Below are 19,845 nucleotides of genomic sequence, written 5' to 3' on the forward strand. Positions count from 1 at the left end.
TCTTTTCTCCACTACTTTTATCACCAAACGATAAAACCTCATTCGTACAATTGCACGAATGAGGTTTACCACCATGATTTATTCTGAAGAGTCTTCTATATTCTCCTCCGTCACCAACTTCAAAGGCACCGGAATTTTCTTCTTCACTTTCTTACCCTGCAACACATCTGCCCCAGCCTGAACGGCCAGCTGACCAATTTTCTCAGGCTGCTGAGCAACAGTCGCAGAAAGATTACCATTTTGAATGCTAGTCATCGCATCTTCATTTCCATCAAATCCAACGACTAATACATCACGGCCCGAGCTCTGGATCGCTTGCAGTGCTCCCAATGCCATTTCATCGTTATGAGCGAACACCGCTTTGATATCTGGATTCCCCTGAATCAGGTTTTCCATGGTATTCAATCCTTCGGTACGGTCAAAGTTTGCAGTCTGCTTGGCCACGACATCAAGCTTTTCATCAGCGATGTTGTGGAACCCGGCTCCCCGCTCACGAGTGGCGGATGCTCCTGGGACACCTTCAAGTTCAGCTACTTTTGCTCCTTCACCCAGCTGTTTGACGAGGTATTCTCCGGCCATTTCGCCGCCCTTTTCGTTATCCGAGCTTACGAGTGTTGCGACGTCTCCTTTTTCCGCTGAACGGTCAAGGGTGACGACGGGAATGCCCAGGCTATTGGCGGATTGGACGGCTGTTGAGATGGCCGCTGAGTCCGTCGGGTTGATGAGTAAGACGTTGACGCCCTGCTGGATGAGGTCTTCTACGTCATTGATCTGCTTGGCGGCGTCGTTCTGGGCATCGACGACGACGACTTCCATGCCTTGTTTCTTCGCTTCGTCTTCTACGCCGTTTTTCATGGAGACGAAGAATGGGTTATTCAGGGTTGAAACGGATAGTCCGATTTTGATGTCTTCAGGGTTCGAGCTTTTATTTGGCTTTGCCCATTCCGGCGGCTGCAGGGAGCAGGCGCCCAGGAATAGGAGTGATAGACTGATTAGTAGTAACAATGCTTTTTTCATAGTATCCCTCCTACGCTGCTTTCTTTCGGTCGATGAGAACCGCAATGATGATGACGACACCCTTTACGACCATTTGGAAGAAGGATGAAACGCCGAGCAGGTTCAGACCGTTGTTTAACGTTCCGATGATGAGTGCACCGATCAGTGTTCCGACGATCAGTCCGCGTCCGCCTGACAGGCTTGTCCCGCCTAGGACGACGGCGGCGATAGCATCGAGTTCATAGGATGTACCCGCTGTCGGCTGGGCTGAATTCAGGCGTGACGTCAGGATCGCTCCTGCAAGTGCTGCCAGTAGGCCTGCCAGGGAGTAGATCATCACTTTGATGCGTGGTACTTTGATCCCTGAGATGAGGGCTGCTTTTTCATTCCCACCGATGGCATACGTTTTTCGGCCAAACGGGGTTTTATGCAGGATCACCCAAAGGATGGCGAACGTCAGGATCATTGTGACGGCCGGTACCGGGATTCCTAGGAAGTATCCTCTTCCAAACAGTTGGAATGCATAGCTGTCGCCGAGTCCCGTGATCGGGTTTCCGTCTGTGTACACTAGCGTCAACCCGCGGAACATGGTCATCGTTGCGAGTGTCGCGATGAACGGCGCCATTTTTCCTTTTGTGATGAGTAGTCCGTTGACCATTCCCATTAACGCTCCAAGTAGGCATCCGATCAGGATCGCAAGGATCGGGTCGATTCCCGATACCATCATCCCTGCCATGAGGGCACTGGATAAGGCGAGGATGGAGCCGACGGATAAATCGATTCCTCCGGTTAAAATGACGAAGGTCATCCCGTAGGCAATCAGGGCGTTGATCGCGACCTGTCGTAATAGATTCAATAAGTTCAAGGGTTCTAGAAAACTAGGGTTGATGATGGATACGGTCGCAATCAGCACAAACAGTCCGAGAAGTGGACCGAGCTTTTGCATCAGATTTCCGACGTGATTCGTTTTAAGTGCGTTATTCATGTGCGTGACCTCCTGTCGCCAATGTCATGATTTTTTCCTGTGTAGCTTCTTCCTTTGAAATCTCTCCTGCGATGGTCCCTTCATGGACGACGAGGATGCGGTCGCTCATCCCGAGTACTTCTGGAAGCTCGGATGATACCATCACAATTGCGACGCCCCGGTCGGTGAGCTCGTTCATCAGTTGATAGATTTCCCGTTTCGCTCCGATATCGACTCCTCTCGTCGGTTCATCCAAGATCAGCACTTTCGGACCGATACCGATCCATTTGGCGATGACCACTTTCTGCTGGTTCCCGCCGGACAGGTTCTTTGCGTGAGTCCGGGCTGATTCAGTTTTGATCGTCAGCCGTTTGATAAGCATTTCCACAAAGTCCTGTTCGCTTTTATCATTAATCAAGCCTTTCTTCCTGAAGCTGTAGAGGCTTGGAAGGGCGATATTATCCTTCAGGGAAAAGTCAAGGACGAGTCCTTCATCCTTCCGGTCCTCGGTGATGAATCCAAGACCGAGTTTCGCTGCCTGATCGGGTGTTTTAATGGTGACCGGTTTCCCGTTCACGAGGATTTCGCCTTCATAGCGTCCGTCGAGTCCGAAGATGGTGCGCATGATTTCCGTCCGGCCGGCCCCCATCAATCCGGACACGCCGACAATCTCTCCTGAACGCACTTCGAAGCTTACTTTTTCAAAGAGTCCCTTCTTCGTCAAGTTCCGTACTTCAAGCATCGTTTCGCCTGGCTTTGGATCCCGTGCCGGGAAGCGGTCCGTCAATTCCCGTCCGACCATTTTCTTCACGACCTCATCGAAATTTGTCTCTGGGATCGGTGTCGTATCCACTGTGCGTCCGTCCCGCATGACCGTGATGGTGTCACAAATCGTGAAGATCTCTTCCATCCGGTGGGAGATGTACACAATCGAAACGCCGGCTTTTTTTAATGAGAGGATGACGGTGAAGAGTGTCTCGATTTCCCGGTCCGTCAAGGCCGCCGTCGGCTCGTCCATGATGATGACTTTTGCATCCGTCATAAGGGCTTTGGCGATTTCAATCATCTGCTGCTGCCCGACTGAGCACTGCCCCGCTTCTTTTGTGAGGGGGATGGCAATGTTCAGCTTTTTAAACTGCTCATTCGCAACCGCTTTCATTTTTCTCGTATTGATAAGACCGAATTGTGTAACCGGTTCCTTATTGATGAAAAGATTCTCAAGGACGGTCATCTCCGGCCAGACGTTCAGCTCCTGATGGATGAAGGCAACGCCGAATTCTTCGGCCTGCTTCGGATTATCGAACGTCATGTCCTTCCCGTCGATGGTGATCGTCCCCTGATCCTTCTTGTGAAGGCCCGTCAGGATGTTCATCAAGGTCGACTTTCCTGCACCGTTTTCACCCATCAGGGCATGGATCTCACCCTCCCCGATCTCGATGTCCACGCCTTCTAGAACCTGATTCGTTCCAAATGCTTTATGGATATTCTTCATGCTGATCTGCATGCTACTCACCCCTTTGTTTTAAAAAATGACTCCCGCGTGAAGGATACAATTCGCGTACGGTGTGACTTCACCCGTGCGTATGATGGCCTTCGCCTTATGGGTTTCTTTTTTGAAATCTTCATGGGATACATACTGGATCCCTTCAAACCATGAGGTCATCTGTTCATGAACCCCTGCGTTGGTTTCTACTTCTTCTGCAAGCGTGACGGTTTCGACGACCATCTCTTCCTTTAACAGTTCGACCACGTCAAGGAAGGATGGCTCTCCCGGTTTCAATGCCAGGTCAATTTTTACGACGTCCGACGGAATCGGGAGACCGGCATCGGCCACGACAATCGTATCCGTGTGGCCGAGATCGGCTAATATTTTCGCAATGTGACTGTTCAAGATGCCATGTCGTTTCATTCTGAAAGCTTCCTTTCCACTTCGTCTCTTGTCGGCATTCCGCCCTGTGCCCCGAATCCGGTCACAGAAAGGGATGCTGCCCGGTTCGCGAATCGGAGGCTTTCTTCCATCGATTGTCCTTCTGCAATGGCGGTCCCGAATGCGGCATTAAAGGTATCACCGGCACCTGTCGTATCGACGACTTCTACTTTGAAGGAAGGAACCAGGATTTCCTCTGTTCCATTATGGTAGCGAACTCCGGCTTCTCCTTCCGTGATGATGACTTTGTCAGGATATTGTTTCAGTGCTTCTGACGGCTTCATTCCGTTAAAGAGTACATCTGCTTCATGTTCATTCGGTGTCAGGTAGCTGGCCCCATCAATGACTTTCTGTGAGATCTTCCGTGCCGGAGCCGGGTTTAGTAGCAGAGGTACTTCAATCTTTTTACACAGGTCTGCCACATACTCAACCGTTTCCTCCGGGATTTCCTGCTGGATCATGATGAGATCGCATGTTTTGAGGAAATCGGCTGTTTTCTCGACGTACTCTGGTGTCACATGGTCATTTGCCCCTTTTACGACGACAATGCTATTGTCTCCTTCAGCGAGGATGATATGGGCGGTTCCGGATTTCGCATCTGTAACCGGTTCCACATAGTCGGTATGAACACCGTTACGCTTAAAGTTTTCTAAAATGTCTTGGCCGTAAGGATCATCCCCTACGCATCCAATCATGTAAACGTCAGCCCCAAGCCGTGCTGCTGCAACGGCCTGGTTGGCTCCTTTCCCGCCGGGTACGGTGTCAAAGCTGTCGCCGAGTACCGTTTCCCCTGCACCGGGGCGTTTCGCTGATGTCACCACCAGATCCATGGATGAACTGCCAATCACGGCAATTTTCGCTTTTTTCATCTTCCTTCATCCCTTTCGTGTTGTGTTTCGTTGTATGAGTTCAACGGGAAGCTGAACCGTTGTATCGATGCCTTTTTCTTTTTTTATCAGTTTAATCAGGAGTACCGCGGCCTGCCTGCCCATTTCGTAAGCAGGCTGCCGGATCGTGGAGAGCGCCGGATAGGAAAGGCTGCTCTGGGGGATGTCATCGTAGCCGATGATCTGCAAGTCTTCAGGTATCTTCTTCCCGAGCCTTAAAGCCTCATGGAGAATCGCGATCCCGACGATATCATTGCTTGCGATGACCCCGTCCGTATCAGGATAGGTAGCGAACAGTTCCTCTGCCCAGCCTTTTGCGTCTTCAAAGGAGAACGAGGTCGTGGACATTACCGTGAAATCGACGTCTGTCCCGCTTAAGTACTCGACGGCTCCCCGGAATCGGTCCTGTGCCGGCTTGACGTGGGCCGGCCCCTTCATGACGGTTATCCGCTTCGCCCCTTTTTCAACTAAGGTCTTTGCCGCCAGGCGTCCCCCTTTGCGGCCGTCGGCATAGACAGCCGGATAGTTGTCCGTGGTCCGGTCAAGGAGGACGAGTGGGAGATTCAATTCACTATACAGCTGATCATGCTCCACATGATTGGTCGCAGAAATCATGCCGACAACATTGTTCTGAACGAAGGTCTGGATATAATCCAGCTCCTTCTGGATGTTCTCATCGCTGTTTCCAAGGAGAAGCCTGAAACCTGCCTCGCTCACTTCATCCTCGACCCCTCTCGCCAGCTGCGGGAAGTACGGGTTCGTGATATCCGGAAGCAGCAGGCCGATCAACCTCGATTCCCGCTTGAATAGGGAGCGGGCTACCTCGTTCGGACTGTAATTCAGCTTCTCGATCGCCTTCATCACTTTTTTCCTCGTCTCGGCTCCTACATAGCCGTTATCATTGAGCACCCGGGAGACCGTCGCCACCGACACCCCCGCTTCACTCGCCACATCCTTGATTGTTGCCACGTCCGTCACTTCCTGTTCGTTTGGTTGGTTATTGTGTAACCGGTTACACATAAAATAACACATGTTTGTAACCGCTTGCAACCTTTTTAGTATAGAAGTTTCACCGTGCGAGGATCTGACCCCATTAGGCTGAAAGATGAACTTAAGCCATCATTCACGTTCCATGCTCTTCAACACAAAATTCCAAGTAGCGTGGGGAACGTCCCCACCTACTTGGAATTTTATTTTTCCCAATATGCTTTTGCCTCATCTTCAAGCACTTTCAACCTTCTATAATAATCAGGAAATTCGTTTAAATGAGCCATCGCAATTTTTCCAGTAGTGATTGGGTCATCCCCTGTAACATTTGTTAGGTTGTATTTTCTCCCGTGTTCCAGTTCAGTATTTACTCCCATCCAAAACTCAGTTAAATTAAATTTACTCTTGGTAAAATCAATACCTAAAAGTAATGCTATGGCTGCTGCTTCCTCTTTAGAATAGCTTGTTTTGAAAGTGTTTGACTGAGGGGCAGGGGGTCTGAACATATTTGTTTCTTCCAAAGTTGCACCTGACCTAGCACCAAATGGATGGTTGGGAGGAGTATATCCCCTGTGAGCAGGCTGACTTACATAGTTATGCATGGCTGGATTGATATCATTATGATATTGATATTGATTTTGATATGGGTACATACCGGAAACATTGTACATTTTTTTCATTCCCTTCACCTATATACAAAACCATGATATGCCTGCACTCTGGGAATGTTCTTCTAATCATATTAACGTATAGTCATACTTCATTCTTGGTAATCAGCCTGTCAATGGTGGCTGATGCTTCTTCTAAAATCGTTTTCCATCTTTCTTTTAACGAGTTGCTTAATCCAATATGAAATCTGATCTCGTAAGGCTCCACTCCTATAAGATACCCCTTGATTGATTCCCTCTGTTGATACAATGATTGAAACAAGTGAAAGTTATGCGCCGATATGTCTAACGTTTGATATTCATGCAAATTGTCAAGTGGATAAACGGTAAGCTCCCCGGGTTTGTTCCCTGAAAGTACCGCATCCACAATGATGACAAAGGTGGCTTTCTTTATTTGATCCATGCAGTAATCAATATCTGATTCTCCAATCAAAAAAGATATATGAGGTGCATGATTCAGTTTGGATAGCTCCTCAACCAGATAAATGCCGATTCCATCATCCATCATTAATTGATTGCCAATACCTAAAACAATTATTTTTTCCATTAAAACACCTTTATCGTTTTCACTTGTTTTCCTGGTCTATAGACATGAGTGGCGCAGGACATACACGGATCAAAGGAACGAAGAATTCTGCCGATCTCTGCAGGGTTATCCACATCCTGAATCGGTGTACCGACTAAGGCTTCTTCAGCGGTACCTCTAAAGCCATTATCATCCTTGGTCGAGAAATCCCATGTGGAAGGAGTGATGATTTGATAGAAAGAGAGTTTCTTATCCTGGATCTTTAACCAATGGCCCAGGGCCCCTCTTGTCGTATCCACCAGTCCTCTCCCGGATGCCGACTCCGGAAGTTCATATTTTTTCTGCACATCTACTCCTGGAATGAGTTGCTGAAGTAATGTTTTCATGATTTCCGTGATCTTCTTTGCCTCCAATGCTCTGGCAATCGTCCGATCCATTGCCGAGATCCCGTTGGTATAAGCTCCACTCAGGATTAATCTTGCCAACGGTCCGACCTCAAAGGGGAGACCGGCATATCTTGCTGCCTTTACCCAGGAATAAGCTTTTTCTTTGTCCATATCCGGCTCGGTCAATGCTTCAGCTGGCTGAGTGCTGTTATTAGTTGATTGATAATAGGAATAATCTATTTTTTCTTTAATTTTATTTTCATCAAATGGCTCAACCGTTTCCATGGTAGATACAAGCGGGTCCACATATAATGTCCCTAGATCTTTATAATCGTTAAAAGCTCCGTAGGTTAATAGATTGCCATACCCTCCACCCAATCGATAATAGTCTGGATAAAAGTGGGCAATATCATAGACATCCGGGATCATCTTCTCATCAATGAAACGGATGATCTTCTCCAAAATAGAATCAATGTGAGCAACCTTCTCGGCTGTTGCCTGTGTCGTGATCCCTCCAATAAATACACCGTGATTATGGGGGGCTTTTCCGCCCAGTACGGCCAACATTTCGTGAGCCAGACGACTGAACGTAAGAGAATCAAAGTAATGCTGCGAGATACGGTCATTGATGTTCTTGGGTAATCGAAAATCGTCATGGTCCGCCTGAAAAAGAGAGTTTTGTTCAATCTTTACATAGTCAGGAACGGTATATTGATAGAAATGGCGGATATGATTTTGTAAAAACTCACAGCAATGAATGATATCCCGTAAATATCTCCCTTGTTCCATTGGTTCAATGTTCAAAGCATCTTCTAAAGCTAGGGATGAAGCCATTGAGTGGGCTGCAGAACAAATGCCGCATATTCGCTGAGTAAAATAAACCGCATCAAACGGACTTCTTCCTACTAACATTTGCTCAAAACCCCTGAATAAATTTCCTTTTGTTTTGACATCGACGACTTGATTCTGGTCGACCACTACATCAATTTCCATAAAGCCGCTAATTCGTGTCAACGGATTAATTACGATCCTTTTCTTCATCCTTTACCACCCTTGTCGTGTCATAGCTAATGAACGGAGCCATGGCATCCGGAAAACCAAACTGGGCACAGCCGATGCATGGCGTGTTATCTCCTATCGGCCAATTCACATGACCGTTCCATTGCCTTGTCGGACAATCCACTCTCGTCACGGGGCCCCGGCATCCAAGCTTAAATAAACATGTTTTATCCCCTAATTTTTCGGCGAATATCCCCCGGTCAAAAAACGGCCTTCTGGGACAGCGGTCATGGATGAGCGTGCTATAAAACATTAAAGGCCGGTCTAAACTGTCTGTTTCCGGCACTCCATATAGTAAAAGATGTGCCAATGTCCCCAGGAACCAATCTGGATGGACAGGGCATCCTGGAAGTTTAATCATGGTTTTGTCAGGCAGGACCTTCTGTAGCCCTACAGATTCGGATGGATTCGGCTTTGCTGCTGACACCCCGCCATGTGTGGCACAAGCCCCCACTGCTAAAATATAGGATGCCTTTTCCCCGAGCATCTTAGCTGCTTGAAGACCTGTAAGAGGCTTTCCTTGCCAGCTGCCGATGATATTGTATAATCCATTGTTTTTTAACGCCACAGCTCCTTCAACCGCTAAAATATACTCTTCATCCATCGCCTCCATTAGTTTTTTAATTGCCTGCTCTCCTTCTGAGGCCATTAAACTATTGCAATAACGAAGATCAACCATTGAATTCAGCGTGTACTCAAAGTCCGGATTCTGACCGTTCAATAAGGAAATGATATTACCTGAACAACCATTTAACTCTAAGTAAATGAGGTTTTTTTTCTTGATCATCTTTCTTTCGAGGCTCTTCAGTGCCGTACTTGTTAACCTTTCTGCAATGGCTTCATTTGTTAAAGACTCCGGCGGCAATATTTGTTCTTCCATTAAACCAGCCTCCCTGCAATGGGTAATGTAGCTAAGATCGATTGTTGCCCGGCATGGCAGGAAGCAAATTCCTGCGTATACTCTTTGCCTGCCGTCAAGCCAAAGTGGGAAGCAGCAGCCCAAGCCCGATTAGTTGTCATATCATACACAATGCCATTGACCGCAACATAAGCCGGGCTCCCATTTTTTCCGGTGAATGTGGATAATTCTTCCATTGTAAAGGTTCGTTGATTGGACTGAGTGGGTAAAGAAGGAACGGAAGGATTTTGTGACTGATTTACATTTCCTGAAGGTACTGGACCAGATGGTTGTGAAGGTACTGTATGATGGCTGTTTTTCGCTTGATTCGCCAGCCATTCACTTAAAAAATGAATCGTAGAGAGTGCATCCCATAACCGCTGTAGGATTTGCGCTTTCCGGGAAGGATCACTCAATGTTGATAACGTATAGAGATCCTGCCGGGACTGGGTCACAAGATGATTTACCTGCATTCTAATCATTTCGATGCTTTCCATGATGTTCTCCCCCTTGGACCATTTCCCCTATCCAAATGATTAACAAATTCTGGGCAAAAGCTGACCTGACAGGCGATTGAGCCTTCTTGTCGTGCCTACAGCCGTTCGTAAAAGCAGTTTCCCGGTTTGGACAGGACAGGATGTAATGTGGCCGATCACCCTTGCATCCCTTCCTGTTTCATGACACTTCAAAATATCAATGGCCTTTTGTTCATCCTTTGAATCCACGATGATCACTACTTTCCCTTCATTTGCGAGATAAAGGGGATCATAGCCTAAAATATCACATGCACCTTGAACATCAGCGCGTACCGGAATAGAAGCTTCATCCATTTCAATGGTGAAATGAAAATCTTCACATAGCTCTACGAGTGTTGTGGCCAATCCCCCTCTTGTCGGATCCCGCATGATCCGAATGCCTTTGACTTCTCCCAGGAGTTCATGGATCAGGTGGTTCAATGAGGCACAATCGCTCCTGACATCGGTGAGTAGCCCAAGCTCCTGACGTGCACTCAGGATTGCAACCCCATGATCCCCTATGGTACCGCTGATAATGACGGAATCCCCATTTTGAACCATTTCAGGTTTCAAGGGATGCTGTGCTTGCATCACACCGATCCCCGTCGTGTTAATGAACAGGCCATCCACACTACCCTTTTCGACTACTTTTGTATCACCCGCAATAATGTTCACTCCGGCTCTCTCTGCTTCCCCCGCCATCGTGTTGACGATTTCTTTTAGACTTTTTATCGGGAACCCTTCTTCAAGAATAAAACCCGCAGTTATCACATGAGGAACAGCCCCGCTAACAGCCAGATCGTTCACTGTTCCTGTTATAGCCAGTTTCCCGATATTCCCACCTGGAAAAATCAGGGGTTTGACTACATAGCTATCCGTTGTGACAGCGATGGTATGTGCAGGGATGTCAAGAATCGCAGAATCAAACCGGGTTTGCTCTGAGTGTCCAAATGATCGGATAAAGACATCCTGTATCAGTCTATGTGTTAATTCGCCGCCTTCTCCGTGAGCCAGACTGATTCGCTGCATGGAAGCTACACCTCCCTCATGAATTGATAATGCGCTGCACAGGTTCCTTCTGTTGAAACCATACAAGGACCGATAGGATGAGTGGGAGTGCACCCTTTGTTGAACAGCACACACTCTTCAGGGGTGATTAATCCGCGGACGATTTCACCACATCGGCATTTGGTTACTCTCGGCTCCCCTACCGAAATCTTAAACTTCTTTTTGGCATCGTATTGCGCATATTTCTCTTTAAGAACCAATCCGCTTTTGGGAATTGTACCAATCCCTCTCCATGCCTCGTCATGAGGTTCTAAATATTCTTCCAGTAAACTTTGGGCAACGACATTTCCTTTATCTCTTACAACATATGTATAATCATTGATGATTTTAACCTTTTTTTCCAACTGGTACTGCAGCAGTTTATAAATCCCGCTGAGCAATTGAACGGGTTCAAAGCCGGTAATGACACCCGAAACAGAAAATTCTTCCGCTAAATAACGGTAGCTGTGCTCTCCAATCACAACGGAGACATGACCAGGCAAGAGAAATCCGTCAAGCTTCACTTCGCCCGAATGAAGAAGTGCTCTTAAAACAGGCTCCACCAATTTGGTCGTCATCCAGATCGAAAAATTATTTACATCCTTTCTTGCTGCTTCGCGAACGGCAAGAACGAGAATGGGAATGGTCGTTTCAAATCCAATTCCTAAGAAAATGACTTCCTTGTCGGGATTTTCCTCTGCTATTTTCACGCTGTCCAATGGAGAGTATACAACTCGGATATCCTTTCCGGCCGTTTTTGCTTTCATTAAGGTAGACGTAGAGCCTGGTACACGCATCATGTCGCCGAATGTACAAAGAATGGTGCCCCGTTCTTCTGATAATTGAATCATGGCATCGATCGACTTTTGATCTGTGACACATACGGGACATCCCGGCCCGGCAATCAGCTGTACATAATCTTTCAATCTCGCTTTTATTCCTGTTTTGGCAAGTGCCATCGTATGCGAACCGCATACCTCCATGAATACTGGAATCCGGCCTTTTTCTTCTTTAAATTTCTTTGCTAAATCAATGACGGCTCCAACTGAATTACGAGTCAAGACCGGATCCGAAAAAAGGTCCATGCTTCCCATCTAACACATTCCTCCATTCTTCTATACTTTCTTCGGCATATTTCTCATCCACTACGGTAAGGGCCTGCCCTGCATGAAGTAATACATAATCACCGACCCTCACGTCCGGAACAAAAAAAGTCCCTACAAACATCCTCGAACCCATTACATCCACCAGGGCTTCCTGCCCTTCCATTTCAATGACTTTAGCCGGTACTCCCAAGCACAAATCCATTCGCCACCTTCATTTTCTTTTATCTTCCTGCAAGCGTATGAGCAGCAATGATGATCTGACCTAATGATAAGCCCCCATCGTGACAAGGGACGCTTCTATGGGTGTAGACGTCAAATCCCTCTTTTTGGAGGCCTTCCCGGATCTCCCTTGCCAGAAAAACATTTTGGAACGATCCTCCCGACAGTACGACCGTTCTATTTAATTCCGGTCTATCCTTGAATAGTTCTAACACCATCTGTATACAGCAAGACACCAAAGTGGCATGGAATTTATGAGCGATGGCTGTAATGGGTTGCTGGAATTTGTTTTGGATAATTTCATAGATCATAGGGGATAAGTCAAGTTGCAACTGATTTGAGCTGTTTCTAATTATGTTGAAGGGATACGTTTCCCATGTGCATCCAAGTTTGCTTCCATTCATATAATCAGATAATTTGATCGCCGCCTCCCCTTCATACGTGGAAATCGGACATATACCGAGAATGGCACTAACGGCATCAAATAAGCGGCCACAGGTTCCAGCCATCGGCGTATTGATCTGATGAACAATCATTTGTTCCATAATGTTTATTTCCTTTTCTCTCTCGGGAAAAAGTTTCATACATACTTCTTTTCCATTTTCCGGCCAGTAATAAAGCAGCATTCCCACTGCATTCCTCCACGGTTCTTTGACGGATTTTCCCCCGCCTGGAAGAGGAGTGTATTTCAAGTGAGCCAGTCGTTCATATGATTGTGCGTCTCCATATAAGAATTCAAATCCCCAGATATTCCCGTCTTCCCCGTATCCGGTACCATCTAAGATGATTCCCATACATGGTTCGTTCAGACCGTTATCCTCCATGCAAGATACATGATGTGCATGGTGGTGTTGAACGGATATGGTTTTACCCTTGAGTTTTTTTGCAATGGAAGTGGATGCGTATTGCGGGTGCTTGTCGACAGCCACCTTCACTTCTTTAACCCCTAGAAATTCTTTATAATGATGAAGCTGTTTTTCAAATGAGGCGATCATTTCTTCATTTTCTAAATCACCCACATGAGGACTCATGACAATGGTATCCCCGCTCCCGACGGAGAATGTATTCTTTTGATTTCCCCCTAACGCAATCATACGATCCACATCCGATTTTGTCTTAAGCGGCTCAGGAACGAATCCTCTTGCACGCCGTACAAACATTGGATGTTCTCCGTCACACTGAACAACCGAATCATCAATGGGAAAATCTATCTTACGATTATGAGTTAAGGTATAATCACATATGTTTCGCACATGTTTTAAATCGGCATCTTTATATAAAATGGGATGGCCGGATGGATTGGCACTCGTCATCACGATACAATCCAACCTATGATCTTCAAACAGAAGATGATGCAAAGGAGTATAGGGCAGCATCACCCCGAGCGTCGACAAACCTGGGGAAATATTGGGTGGTAAGCCGTCCCCTCTTTTACTTTTCAAAATAACAATGGGCATTTCAGGGCTCATCAGGAAATCTTCTTCGCTCCTGGAGATATGACAAAGATCCCTTGCCGCCTCTAACGACTTGACCATGACCGCCAAAGGTTTCTGCGGCCGTTTTTTTTGCAGTCTTAACCGGTCAACAGCCCTTTCTTGATACGCATCACAAGCCAGATGGAAGCCGCCGATTCCTTTAATGGCCACAATATTTCCTTGTTTGATCAAATCGATCGTCTGGGTGATGGCTGATTGATTTTCAGCCAAAGCTTCCCCACTTTGGGCATGAAGTGTTACGGTTGGTCCACAGTCCGGACAACAAATAGGCTGGGCATGGTGCCGCCGATTCAGTGGATCTTCATACTCCACTAGGCAGTCATGACACATAGGGAAGTCCTTCATAGTCGTATGCGGGCGATCATATGGAAGACGATTGATAATTGTATAGCGTGGACCGCACTGAGTGCAATTAATAAATGGATAGTGATAACGCCGATTACTGGGGTCCATCATTTCCTCAAAACATTGCTCGCAAATCCCCGCATCCGCAGGGATCCACGGAATAGCCCTCCCATTTTCCCGGCTGGGAATAATCGTAAATTCTTTATAATGGGCAAGGGGAATGGGATGAATGTTTATCTCACTGATTTTCGCCAATTTCGGCGGATGATTTTTGATTTCGTCCACCATATCCCCTAATTGTCCTTCCTCTCCTTCAGCCAGGATGATGACCCCATTCAGGTTATTTTGGACCGTTCCATTGAGATGATATTTTTTTGAAAGCTGATAGATGAAGGGGCGAAAACCGACTCCCTGCACCTTTCCTTTCACGACTACTTTTATGGCTTGGTACATTGACGATACGCATCCTTTAACCAATTGATCCATTCTTCCATCCCTTCACCCGTTTTAGCGGATAATGCTTTTAACTGGGCTTGAGGGTTTATTTCTTTTAAATTCCTAATGGCTTCTTCTATATTGAAAGATACATACGGCAGGATGTCGATTTTATTCACGATCGTTAAATCGGTACGTCTAAACATGACTGGATATTTGGGTATTTTATCGTTTCCTTCAGGGACACTTAAAACCACCACTTTATAATCTTGTCCCAAATCATATCCAGAGGGGCAAACCAAATTCCCGATGTTTTCAATAAAGAGAATGTCGATCGAATCCAGGTCGAAATCCGGAAGCGTTTTAGCAATCATCCTGGCATCAAGGTGACATCCTCCCACCGTATTGATCTGAACCGTTTTGACTCCCAGTGAACGTATTCTTTCCGCATCCATTTCCGTTGCAAGATCACCTTCGACCACAGCCATACGGAACTCATTCCTTAAGGCCTTGATCGTTTCTTCCAGTAAAGTCGTTTTACCCGCTCCTGGAGAGCTCATTACGTTAATGACAAGCGTATGGTTTTTTTTGAATAGTTCTCTATTAAATGCAGCAGCCACGTTTTGATCTTTCAATACATCTTCCTGTAGCTCGATTTTCACCATTCATCACTTCCTTCATATGATTCAACCCGGAAAGTTTCACCTGAAACAAGTAAACAATCAGGCAGCCCGCACTTTTGACAGAGCGCCACTCTATAATCAGGTGTAAACTCCAGCAAACACGTTTGGCATCTTGCTTTTGCCACTTCACGTATCATTTCTAATGTCGTCGTTTCATCAAGAATGCCCAAACCCTGTTTCTGAAAATGGAAAAACGCCAACTCCAGTGCATCAGGCAGTACATTGGATAAATCACCAACAATCACATTTATTTTGGACACTTTCCGGATCCCATTTACGTTGGCATCTTCAGAAACTATTTTAATAATCTCAGACATAAGCGACATCTCATGCATCCTTAACACCTCTCACTTTCATATCTATGCTCGTCTCCATTAAAAAGAACAGCTTGGACCATTCCGCACTTGAGCTAGTATAAGTGAAGGTAGAAGCTAAGGAGATCATGAATACTACTGTTCGAATCACGCAAAAATGCCTTTCATCGGCTCAGAAAAGCGGATGAAAGGCTTTGGAACTGTTATGTTAGGATAGTGCCCCTCATGGATGGGCAATGAATCTCTCTACAAATCTAAATAGAGAAATTGAGCTTTTCAGTACCTTCATGTATTTATTGAATTCATTAATTGAAAGAAGTATTCGGGTTTATGAGTCTTATTCAGGTTATACCATGAATGTAATGCATCTGGTGTAAACACATCTATTTTTTTCAGTACCTCCATTGCAAATTCCAGAGGAGCTATTCCTGATGCAGTAACTAAATTCGCATGGGATACCGCAGATTCCAACTCATAGAACTTTTCTCCTTTATAGTTAGGACATACCATTTTAGTATATTCCAAGTTATTACTTGTATGCTTTCTAGTATCTAAGTATCCCATATTCGCAAGGGCCTCAATTGCACCACAAATGGCAGCCACAATCGTGCCTAGCTCTAAAGCTTGGCCAATTCTTTCCAAGATCGGTTGATGAATTTCTTCACTCCAAGTAGTCCCTCCTGGTAAGATTAAAAGATCTTTACTCTCAAGAGTACATTCATCAAGGGAAATATCTGGTTTTATGCTCAGTCCTCCCATAGTCGTAATCATTTCTTTATTAGCTCCTACTGTCATTACTTTTAAAGGTGCTAAATCTTTTTTAAAATATCGGCCTGAGTTTAGTTCAGCCATTAAATATCCATATTCCCAGTCCGACATTGTATCAAAAACATATAGAAAAGCTTTTTTTGTTTGCATCCAATCACACTCCTAATCACATTTGATATAGTCATTATAATAAAACTTCCCTGACAGTTAGCGTCAGGGAAGTGATCATACTTGATGAAATTCTATTAATTCCGACAGAACTTCAATCAGTCTTTTCTTGAGACTTATTGGCTCAATCACTTTAATCGATTTGTTGTACGGTAAAAGTAAATAAGGTACATATGTATGGATCATATCTTTTTCAAGAAGAAAAACGGCTTGATTTGAAGTCCGTTCTTGTAAATAATGTCCTAAAAACCAATGTTGGCAAATATCATCCAATACACTTTTATCCCCATTAAGAACCAAAGGAATAATCCCTTCCTTATCTTCTATAGTTGGAAGAAGGTTTTTTATAAAAAAGTCACGTGCTGAAAAATTTTCTGGCCGGTTAAACGTATTTTGGGTTAGCATGAGACTTTCCATTCGATCTACTCTAAAACTACGGATATCATTTCTAACATGACAAAATCCAATCACATACCACTTATTATTCCAATAGATCATTCTGTACGGATCTACCAATCTTTCACTTAATGGCTTTTCGCCACTTCTATGGTAAAGAATGTTTACTGAGTACCCTTCAGCTACGGCCTGCTCCAACTCCTTCAAAAAAGGTTCCATAGAGAATGAACGTAATCGACTTATGACTTCAAGACTCGTTACATGTTGGTTTATCTTTGTTTCCTGCTCTTGATTTGAGTGTTTACTTAGTTTTGAAATGGCCCTATTGAGTGCTTCACCTCCATAATATCCGGCTTCTTCTGCAAAAACAGCCGCGTGAAATAGTGAAGTTTGCTCCTCAACATCAAAAAAAAGAGGAGCCTCAATAAAATGGTTCAATAAAGAGTATCCACCGTTATGTCCTGGTTCTGAAATGATAGGTACGCCACTTGTTGAAATAGTATCAATATAACGATACACAGTCCTTATATTCATCTCTAACTTCTCTGAAATTTGTTTTGCAGTAACTTTTTCACCTGAACGAAGCATCCATAGAATTGCTAACATATTGTCAATTTTGGGCATATGATTCCACCTCTATATATAATAAAAACTCTCTTACAATACCAATTATTTCAAATATGGTAATATTGAGCAATCCCCCTTTTGTGGAATAAGCATTATATATATCTTTGAAATTATAACCCAAGCTTTGGATACTTATGTACCGGATTTTTAAGTTCTGTTAAATAGACGGAAAAATTCCGCTTAATTAGTAATTTAATAGTAAAAATGACTGAAATAGACGGAAATATTACGCCTATTTATTCCAAAAAATACAAAAATAGGTGATTTTCTATTCATAAGCGGAAAACCTCCGCTTATTATACTGTTACCGATTCTCCTATAAAGGGCAAGCTCTCACACAAAAAAAGACAGCCCTAATTTGACTGTCTTTTCATCCTTATTTGCTTGAACCGAACTCTTTCCATATTCCCTCTAAAAGCTGCTTATCCGTCAGCAGTTCATACCCCGTAAGCGCAAGTGCCTTTGCCCCAATCACAAGTGCACGGTCCCCCTCGGTGGATTTAGCCGCTTCCCTGAATTCGTTCGTGTGGACGACGAGGGCTTCGGGGCCGATTTTGATGTAGGGGTGGACGGTCGGGACCACCCGGCTTACGTTTCCGGCATCGGAGGAGCCGAGTCCCTTTCGTTCCGTATCGTCGAAGTATTCCCCTAGTGACTCGATGGAGCGCTGGAATACTTTATCGAAATGGCGGTTGAGCTGAAAGTGATCGACTTCATTTTGGATTTTGATGACATTCAGTTTCGTCCCCGTGACAAGTGCCGATCCCTCAGCGATCGCTTTCACTTTCTTCGTGACTTCATTGCATGCTTCCCTGGTTGCAGCGAGTATATAGAAGCGGGCTTTTGCATAGTCAGGGACGATGTTGGGCGCGTCCCCGCCGTGGGTGATGATGCCGTGGATCCGTACATCATCGGTCACGTGCTGGCGAAGGGCGTTAATGCCGTTGAACAGCTGGATCACACCGTCGAGGGCATTGATGCCATCTTCAGGGGAAGCTGCCGCATGGGCAGACCTTCCTTTAAATTCGAAATCAAGGGGGTCCACTGCAAGGGTTTTCCCTGTCTGCGTTGTCCTGTTGAACGGATGAACCATCATGCATGCATCCACTCCTTCGAACAAGCCTGCCTTTACAAAACTGCCCTTCGCACTTCCGTTCGGACCGCCTTCCTCGGCAGGAGTCCCGAACACCACCACTTCCCCTCCTGTTTCATCGAGTACGGACGACAGGGCGATGGCCGCCCCGCAGCTTGCCGTCCCGATGATATTGTGACCGCAGGCGTGACCGAGTCCAGGCAGTGCGTCATATTCAGCCAGGTAGCCGATGACCGGCCCTTCTTTCCCTGAATGTTTGCGTGCCACAAAGGAAGTCTCATGACCCGCCACTCCCCGTTCAATGGAGAACCCATTGGATGCAAGGAGGGTGGTCAAGGTCTCTGAAGCAAAGAACTCTTCGTTACCGATTTCAGGATTGTCGTGGATCTGATGGCTGGTCGACACGAGTTTCACAGCCAGTTGATCCACTGCCGAGAGGATGTTGTTTTTACGATCGGCAATCGCTGCTGGTTGACTCATCTCTTTTCCCTCCTAATGCAATTCACTGACCGGCACGAATGTCGGGATCAGGGAATCTTTGTATGTTTTCTTGATATGTTCTGCTACGTCATCTTCCTGATAGAGCTCCACAATCTTTTTATAGGTCTTATTGTCTTTCTCTTTTTCCTGGGCTGCGATGATATTGATGAACGGCTTGGATTCCGCTCCTTCGATATAGATGCTGTCATCAACCGGTACGAACCCTGCTTCAACAGCCACACCATTATTGATGATCGATGCCACAACATCTGGCAGTACCCTCGGTGTCTGGGCAGCGACGACCGGTGTGAATTCAAGGTTTTTCGGGTTTTCTTTTATAGCTTCGAGACCCTGTGACTGATCAAATCCTTCTTTCAGTTCGATCAAACCTGCTTCCTCCAGTAGGAGAAGGGCACGGCCAAGGTTCGTCGCCTCTTGAGGAACGGCTACTTTACTGCCTTTCGGTAAGTCTTCTACCGATTTATATGTTTCCGAATAGATTCCCATCGGCGCGATGATCGTCGTGCCGATCGGTACAAGATCCAGATTATGTTCTTCAACGAAAGAATCAAAATACGAAATCGTCTGGAAGGCGTTCAGGTCGATATCCCCATCGGCCAGCGCCTGGTTCGGTCTCACGTAATCGGCAAACTCCACAATCTCGATTTCAATCCCTTCCTTCGCTGCTTTCTCCTTCATATACTCCCAAATCGGCACCCCAGATCCATTCACTCCGACTTTAACGACTTCTTTTTCACCTGAGCCGGATGCACTGTCTCCCGAGCAGCCGCTCAAGATAAGGGTGATTAATAGAATGGCGATACTTGCCAGGCTGATTGATTTTTTCATATTCCT

21 protein-coding genes are annotated in these 19,845 nt (G+C 45.7%); all 21 read right to left on the reverse strand.

Going from position 1 to position 19,845, the window contains the following annotated elements; genetic code table 11:
- Nucleotides 1-78: 78 nt before the first annotated feature.
- The 21 genes from rbsB to ACIFOD_RS06255 all read right to left on the reverse strand — a co-directional run bounded on the left by rbsB (nucleotide 79) and on the right by ACIFOD_RS06255 (nucleotide 19,839).
- Nucleotides 79-1,017, reverse strand: a complete 939-nt coding sequence (gene rbsB, locus ACIFOD_RS06155) for a ribose ABC transporter substrate-binding protein RbsB (protein WP_430313925.1) — start codon at nucleotides 1,015-1,017, stop codon at nucleotides 79-81.
- A 10-nt stretch (nucleotides 1,018-1,027) separates the two neighbouring features.
- A complete protein-coding gene (gene rbsC, locus ACIFOD_RS06160; protein WP_430313926.1) occupies nucleotides 1,028-1,981 on the reverse strand; it encodes a ribose ABC transporter permease RbsC in 954 nt (317 codons plus the stop codon).
- Nucleotides 1,974-3,464, reverse strand: a complete 1,491-nt coding sequence (locus ACIFOD_RS06165; RefSeq protein WP_430313927.1) for a sugar ABC transporter ATP-binding protein — start codon at nucleotides 3,462-3,464, stop codon at nucleotides 1,974-1,976. The genes rbsC and ACIFOD_RS06165 overlap by 8 nt, the downstream gene beginning before the upstream one ends.
- 18 nt (nucleotides 3,465-3,482) lie before the next feature.
- Nucleotides 3,483-3,869, reverse strand: coding sequence for a D-ribose pyranase (rbsD, locus tag ACIFOD_RS06170; protein WP_430313928.1), 387 nt, complete (start codon nucleotides 3,867-3,869; stop codon nucleotides 3,483-3,485).
- A complete protein-coding gene (gene rbsK / locus ACIFOD_RS06175) occupies nucleotides 3,866-4,756 on the reverse strand; it encodes a ribokinase (protein WP_430313929.1) in 891 nt (296 codons plus the stop codon). The genes rbsD and rbsK overlap by 4 nt, the downstream gene beginning before the upstream one ends.
- A 6-nt stretch (nucleotides 4,757-4,762) precedes the next feature.
- Nucleotides 4,763-5,743, reverse strand: a complete 981-nt coding sequence (locus ACIFOD_RS06180) for a LacI family DNA-binding transcriptional regulator (protein ID WP_430314035.1) — start codon at nucleotides 5,741-5,743, stop codon at nucleotides 4,763-4,765.
- A gap of 221 nt (nucleotides 5,744-5,964) precedes the next feature.
- Entirely contained in the window at nucleotides 5,965-6,441 is a 477-nt protein-coding gene (locus tag ACIFOD_RS06185) for a DUF5661 family protein (protein WP_430313930.1), read from the reverse strand.
- 73 nt (nucleotides 6,442-6,514) lie between these two features.
- Nucleotides 6,515-6,976: a hydrogenase maturation protease gene (locus ACIFOD_RS06190; RefSeq protein ID WP_430313931.1), complete on the reverse strand. Its 462-nt coding sequence runs from the start codon at nucleotides 6,974-6,976 to the stop codon at nucleotides 6,515-6,517.
- Nucleotides 6,976-8,382: a nickel-dependent hydrogenase large subunit gene (locus ACIFOD_RS06195; RefSeq protein ID WP_430313932.1), complete on the reverse strand. Its 1,407-nt coding sequence runs from the start codon at nucleotides 8,380-8,382 to the stop codon at nucleotides 6,976-6,978. The genes ACIFOD_RS06190 and ACIFOD_RS06195 overlap by 1 nt, the downstream gene beginning before the upstream one ends.
- Entirely contained in the window at nucleotides 8,360-9,280 is a 921-nt protein-coding gene (locus ACIFOD_RS06200; protein ID WP_430313933.1) for a hydrogenase small subunit, read from the reverse strand. Before ACIFOD_RS06200 ends, ACIFOD_RS06195 begins: the two co-directional genes overlap by 23 nt.
- A complete protein-coding gene (locus ACIFOD_RS06205; protein ID WP_430313934.1) occupies nucleotides 9,280-9,795 on the reverse strand; it encodes a cytochrome b5 domain-containing protein in 516 nt (171 codons plus the stop codon). The genes ACIFOD_RS06200 and ACIFOD_RS06205 overlap by 1 nt, the downstream gene beginning before the upstream one ends.
- Before the next feature lie 39 nt (nucleotides 9,796-9,834).
- Nucleotides 9,835-10,842, reverse strand: a complete 1,008-nt coding sequence (gene hypE, locus ACIFOD_RS06210) for a hydrogenase expression/formation protein HypE (RefSeq protein WP_430313935.1) — start codon at nucleotides 10,840-10,842, stop codon at nucleotides 9,835-9,837.
- Between the two features lie 5 nt (nucleotides 10,843-10,847).
- The gene (gene hypD, locus ACIFOD_RS06215; RefSeq protein ID WP_430313936.1) at nucleotides 10,848-11,954 is read right to left on the reverse strand and encodes a hydrogenase formation protein HypD; all 1,107 of its coding nucleotides are present in this window, start codon (nucleotides 11,952-11,954) and stop codon (nucleotides 10,848-10,850) included.
- Nucleotides 11,911-12,162, reverse strand: coding sequence for a HypC/HybG/HupF family hydrogenase formation chaperone (locus ACIFOD_RS06220; RefSeq protein ID WP_430314036.1), 252 nt, complete (start codon nucleotides 12,160-12,162; stop codon nucleotides 11,911-11,913). The genes hypD and ACIFOD_RS06220 overlap by 44 nt, the downstream gene beginning before the upstream one ends.
- 25 nt (nucleotides 12,163-12,187) lie before the next feature.
- The gene (gene hypF, locus ACIFOD_RS06225; protein ID WP_430313937.1) at nucleotides 12,188-14,479 is read right to left on the reverse strand and encodes a carbamoyltransferase HypF; all 2,292 of its coding nucleotides are present in this window, start codon (nucleotides 14,477-14,479) and stop codon (nucleotides 12,188-12,190) included.
- The gene (gene hypB / locus ACIFOD_RS06230; protein WP_430313938.1) at nucleotides 14,464-15,123 is read right to left on the reverse strand and encodes a hydrogenase nickel incorporation protein HypB; all 660 of its coding nucleotides are present in this window, start codon (nucleotides 15,121-15,123) and stop codon (nucleotides 14,464-14,466) included. Before hypB ends, hypF begins: the two co-directional genes overlap by 16 nt.
- On the reverse strand, nucleotides 15,120-15,479 hold the full coding sequence (locus ACIFOD_RS06235) for a hydrogenase maturation nickel metallochaperone HypA (protein ID WP_430313939.1): 360 nt from the start codon (nucleotides 15,477-15,479) through the stop codon (nucleotides 15,120-15,122). Before ACIFOD_RS06235 ends, hypB begins: the two co-directional genes overlap by 4 nt.
- Nucleotides 15,480-15,743: 264 nt before the next feature.
- A complete protein-coding gene (locus tag ACIFOD_RS06240; protein ID WP_430313940.1) occupies nucleotides 15,744-16,376 on the reverse strand; it encodes a type 1 glutamine amidotransferase family protein in 633 nt (210 codons plus the stop codon).
- Nucleotides 16,377-16,451: 75 nt separating this feature from the next.
- Nucleotides 16,452-17,414, reverse strand: a complete 963-nt coding sequence (locus ACIFOD_RS06245; protein ID WP_430313941.1) for a helix-turn-helix transcriptional regulator — start codon at nucleotides 17,412-17,414, stop codon at nucleotides 16,452-16,454.
- Between the two features lie 379 nt (nucleotides 17,415-17,793).
- Complete coding sequence (locus ACIFOD_RS06250) at nucleotides 17,794-18,990, reverse strand: M20 family metallopeptidase (RefSeq protein WP_430313942.1); 1,197 nt, start codon at nucleotides 18,988-18,990, stop codon at nucleotides 17,794-17,796.
- 12 nt (nucleotides 18,991-19,002) lie between these two features.
- Nucleotides 19,003-19,839: a MetQ/NlpA family ABC transporter substrate-binding protein gene (locus tag ACIFOD_RS06255; RefSeq protein ID WP_430313943.1), complete on the reverse strand. Its 837-nt coding sequence runs from the start codon at nucleotides 19,837-19,839 to the stop codon at nucleotides 19,003-19,005.
- Between the last annotated feature and the right edge of the window lie 6 nt (nucleotides 19,840-19,845).

Origin of the sequence: Rossellomorea sp. NRS-1567 (genome assembly GCF_050467885.1) — a bacterium.
GTDB classification, from domain to species: domain Bacteria; phylum Bacillota; class Bacilli; order Bacillales; family Bacillaceae_B; genus Rossellomorea; species Rossellomorea aquimaris_C.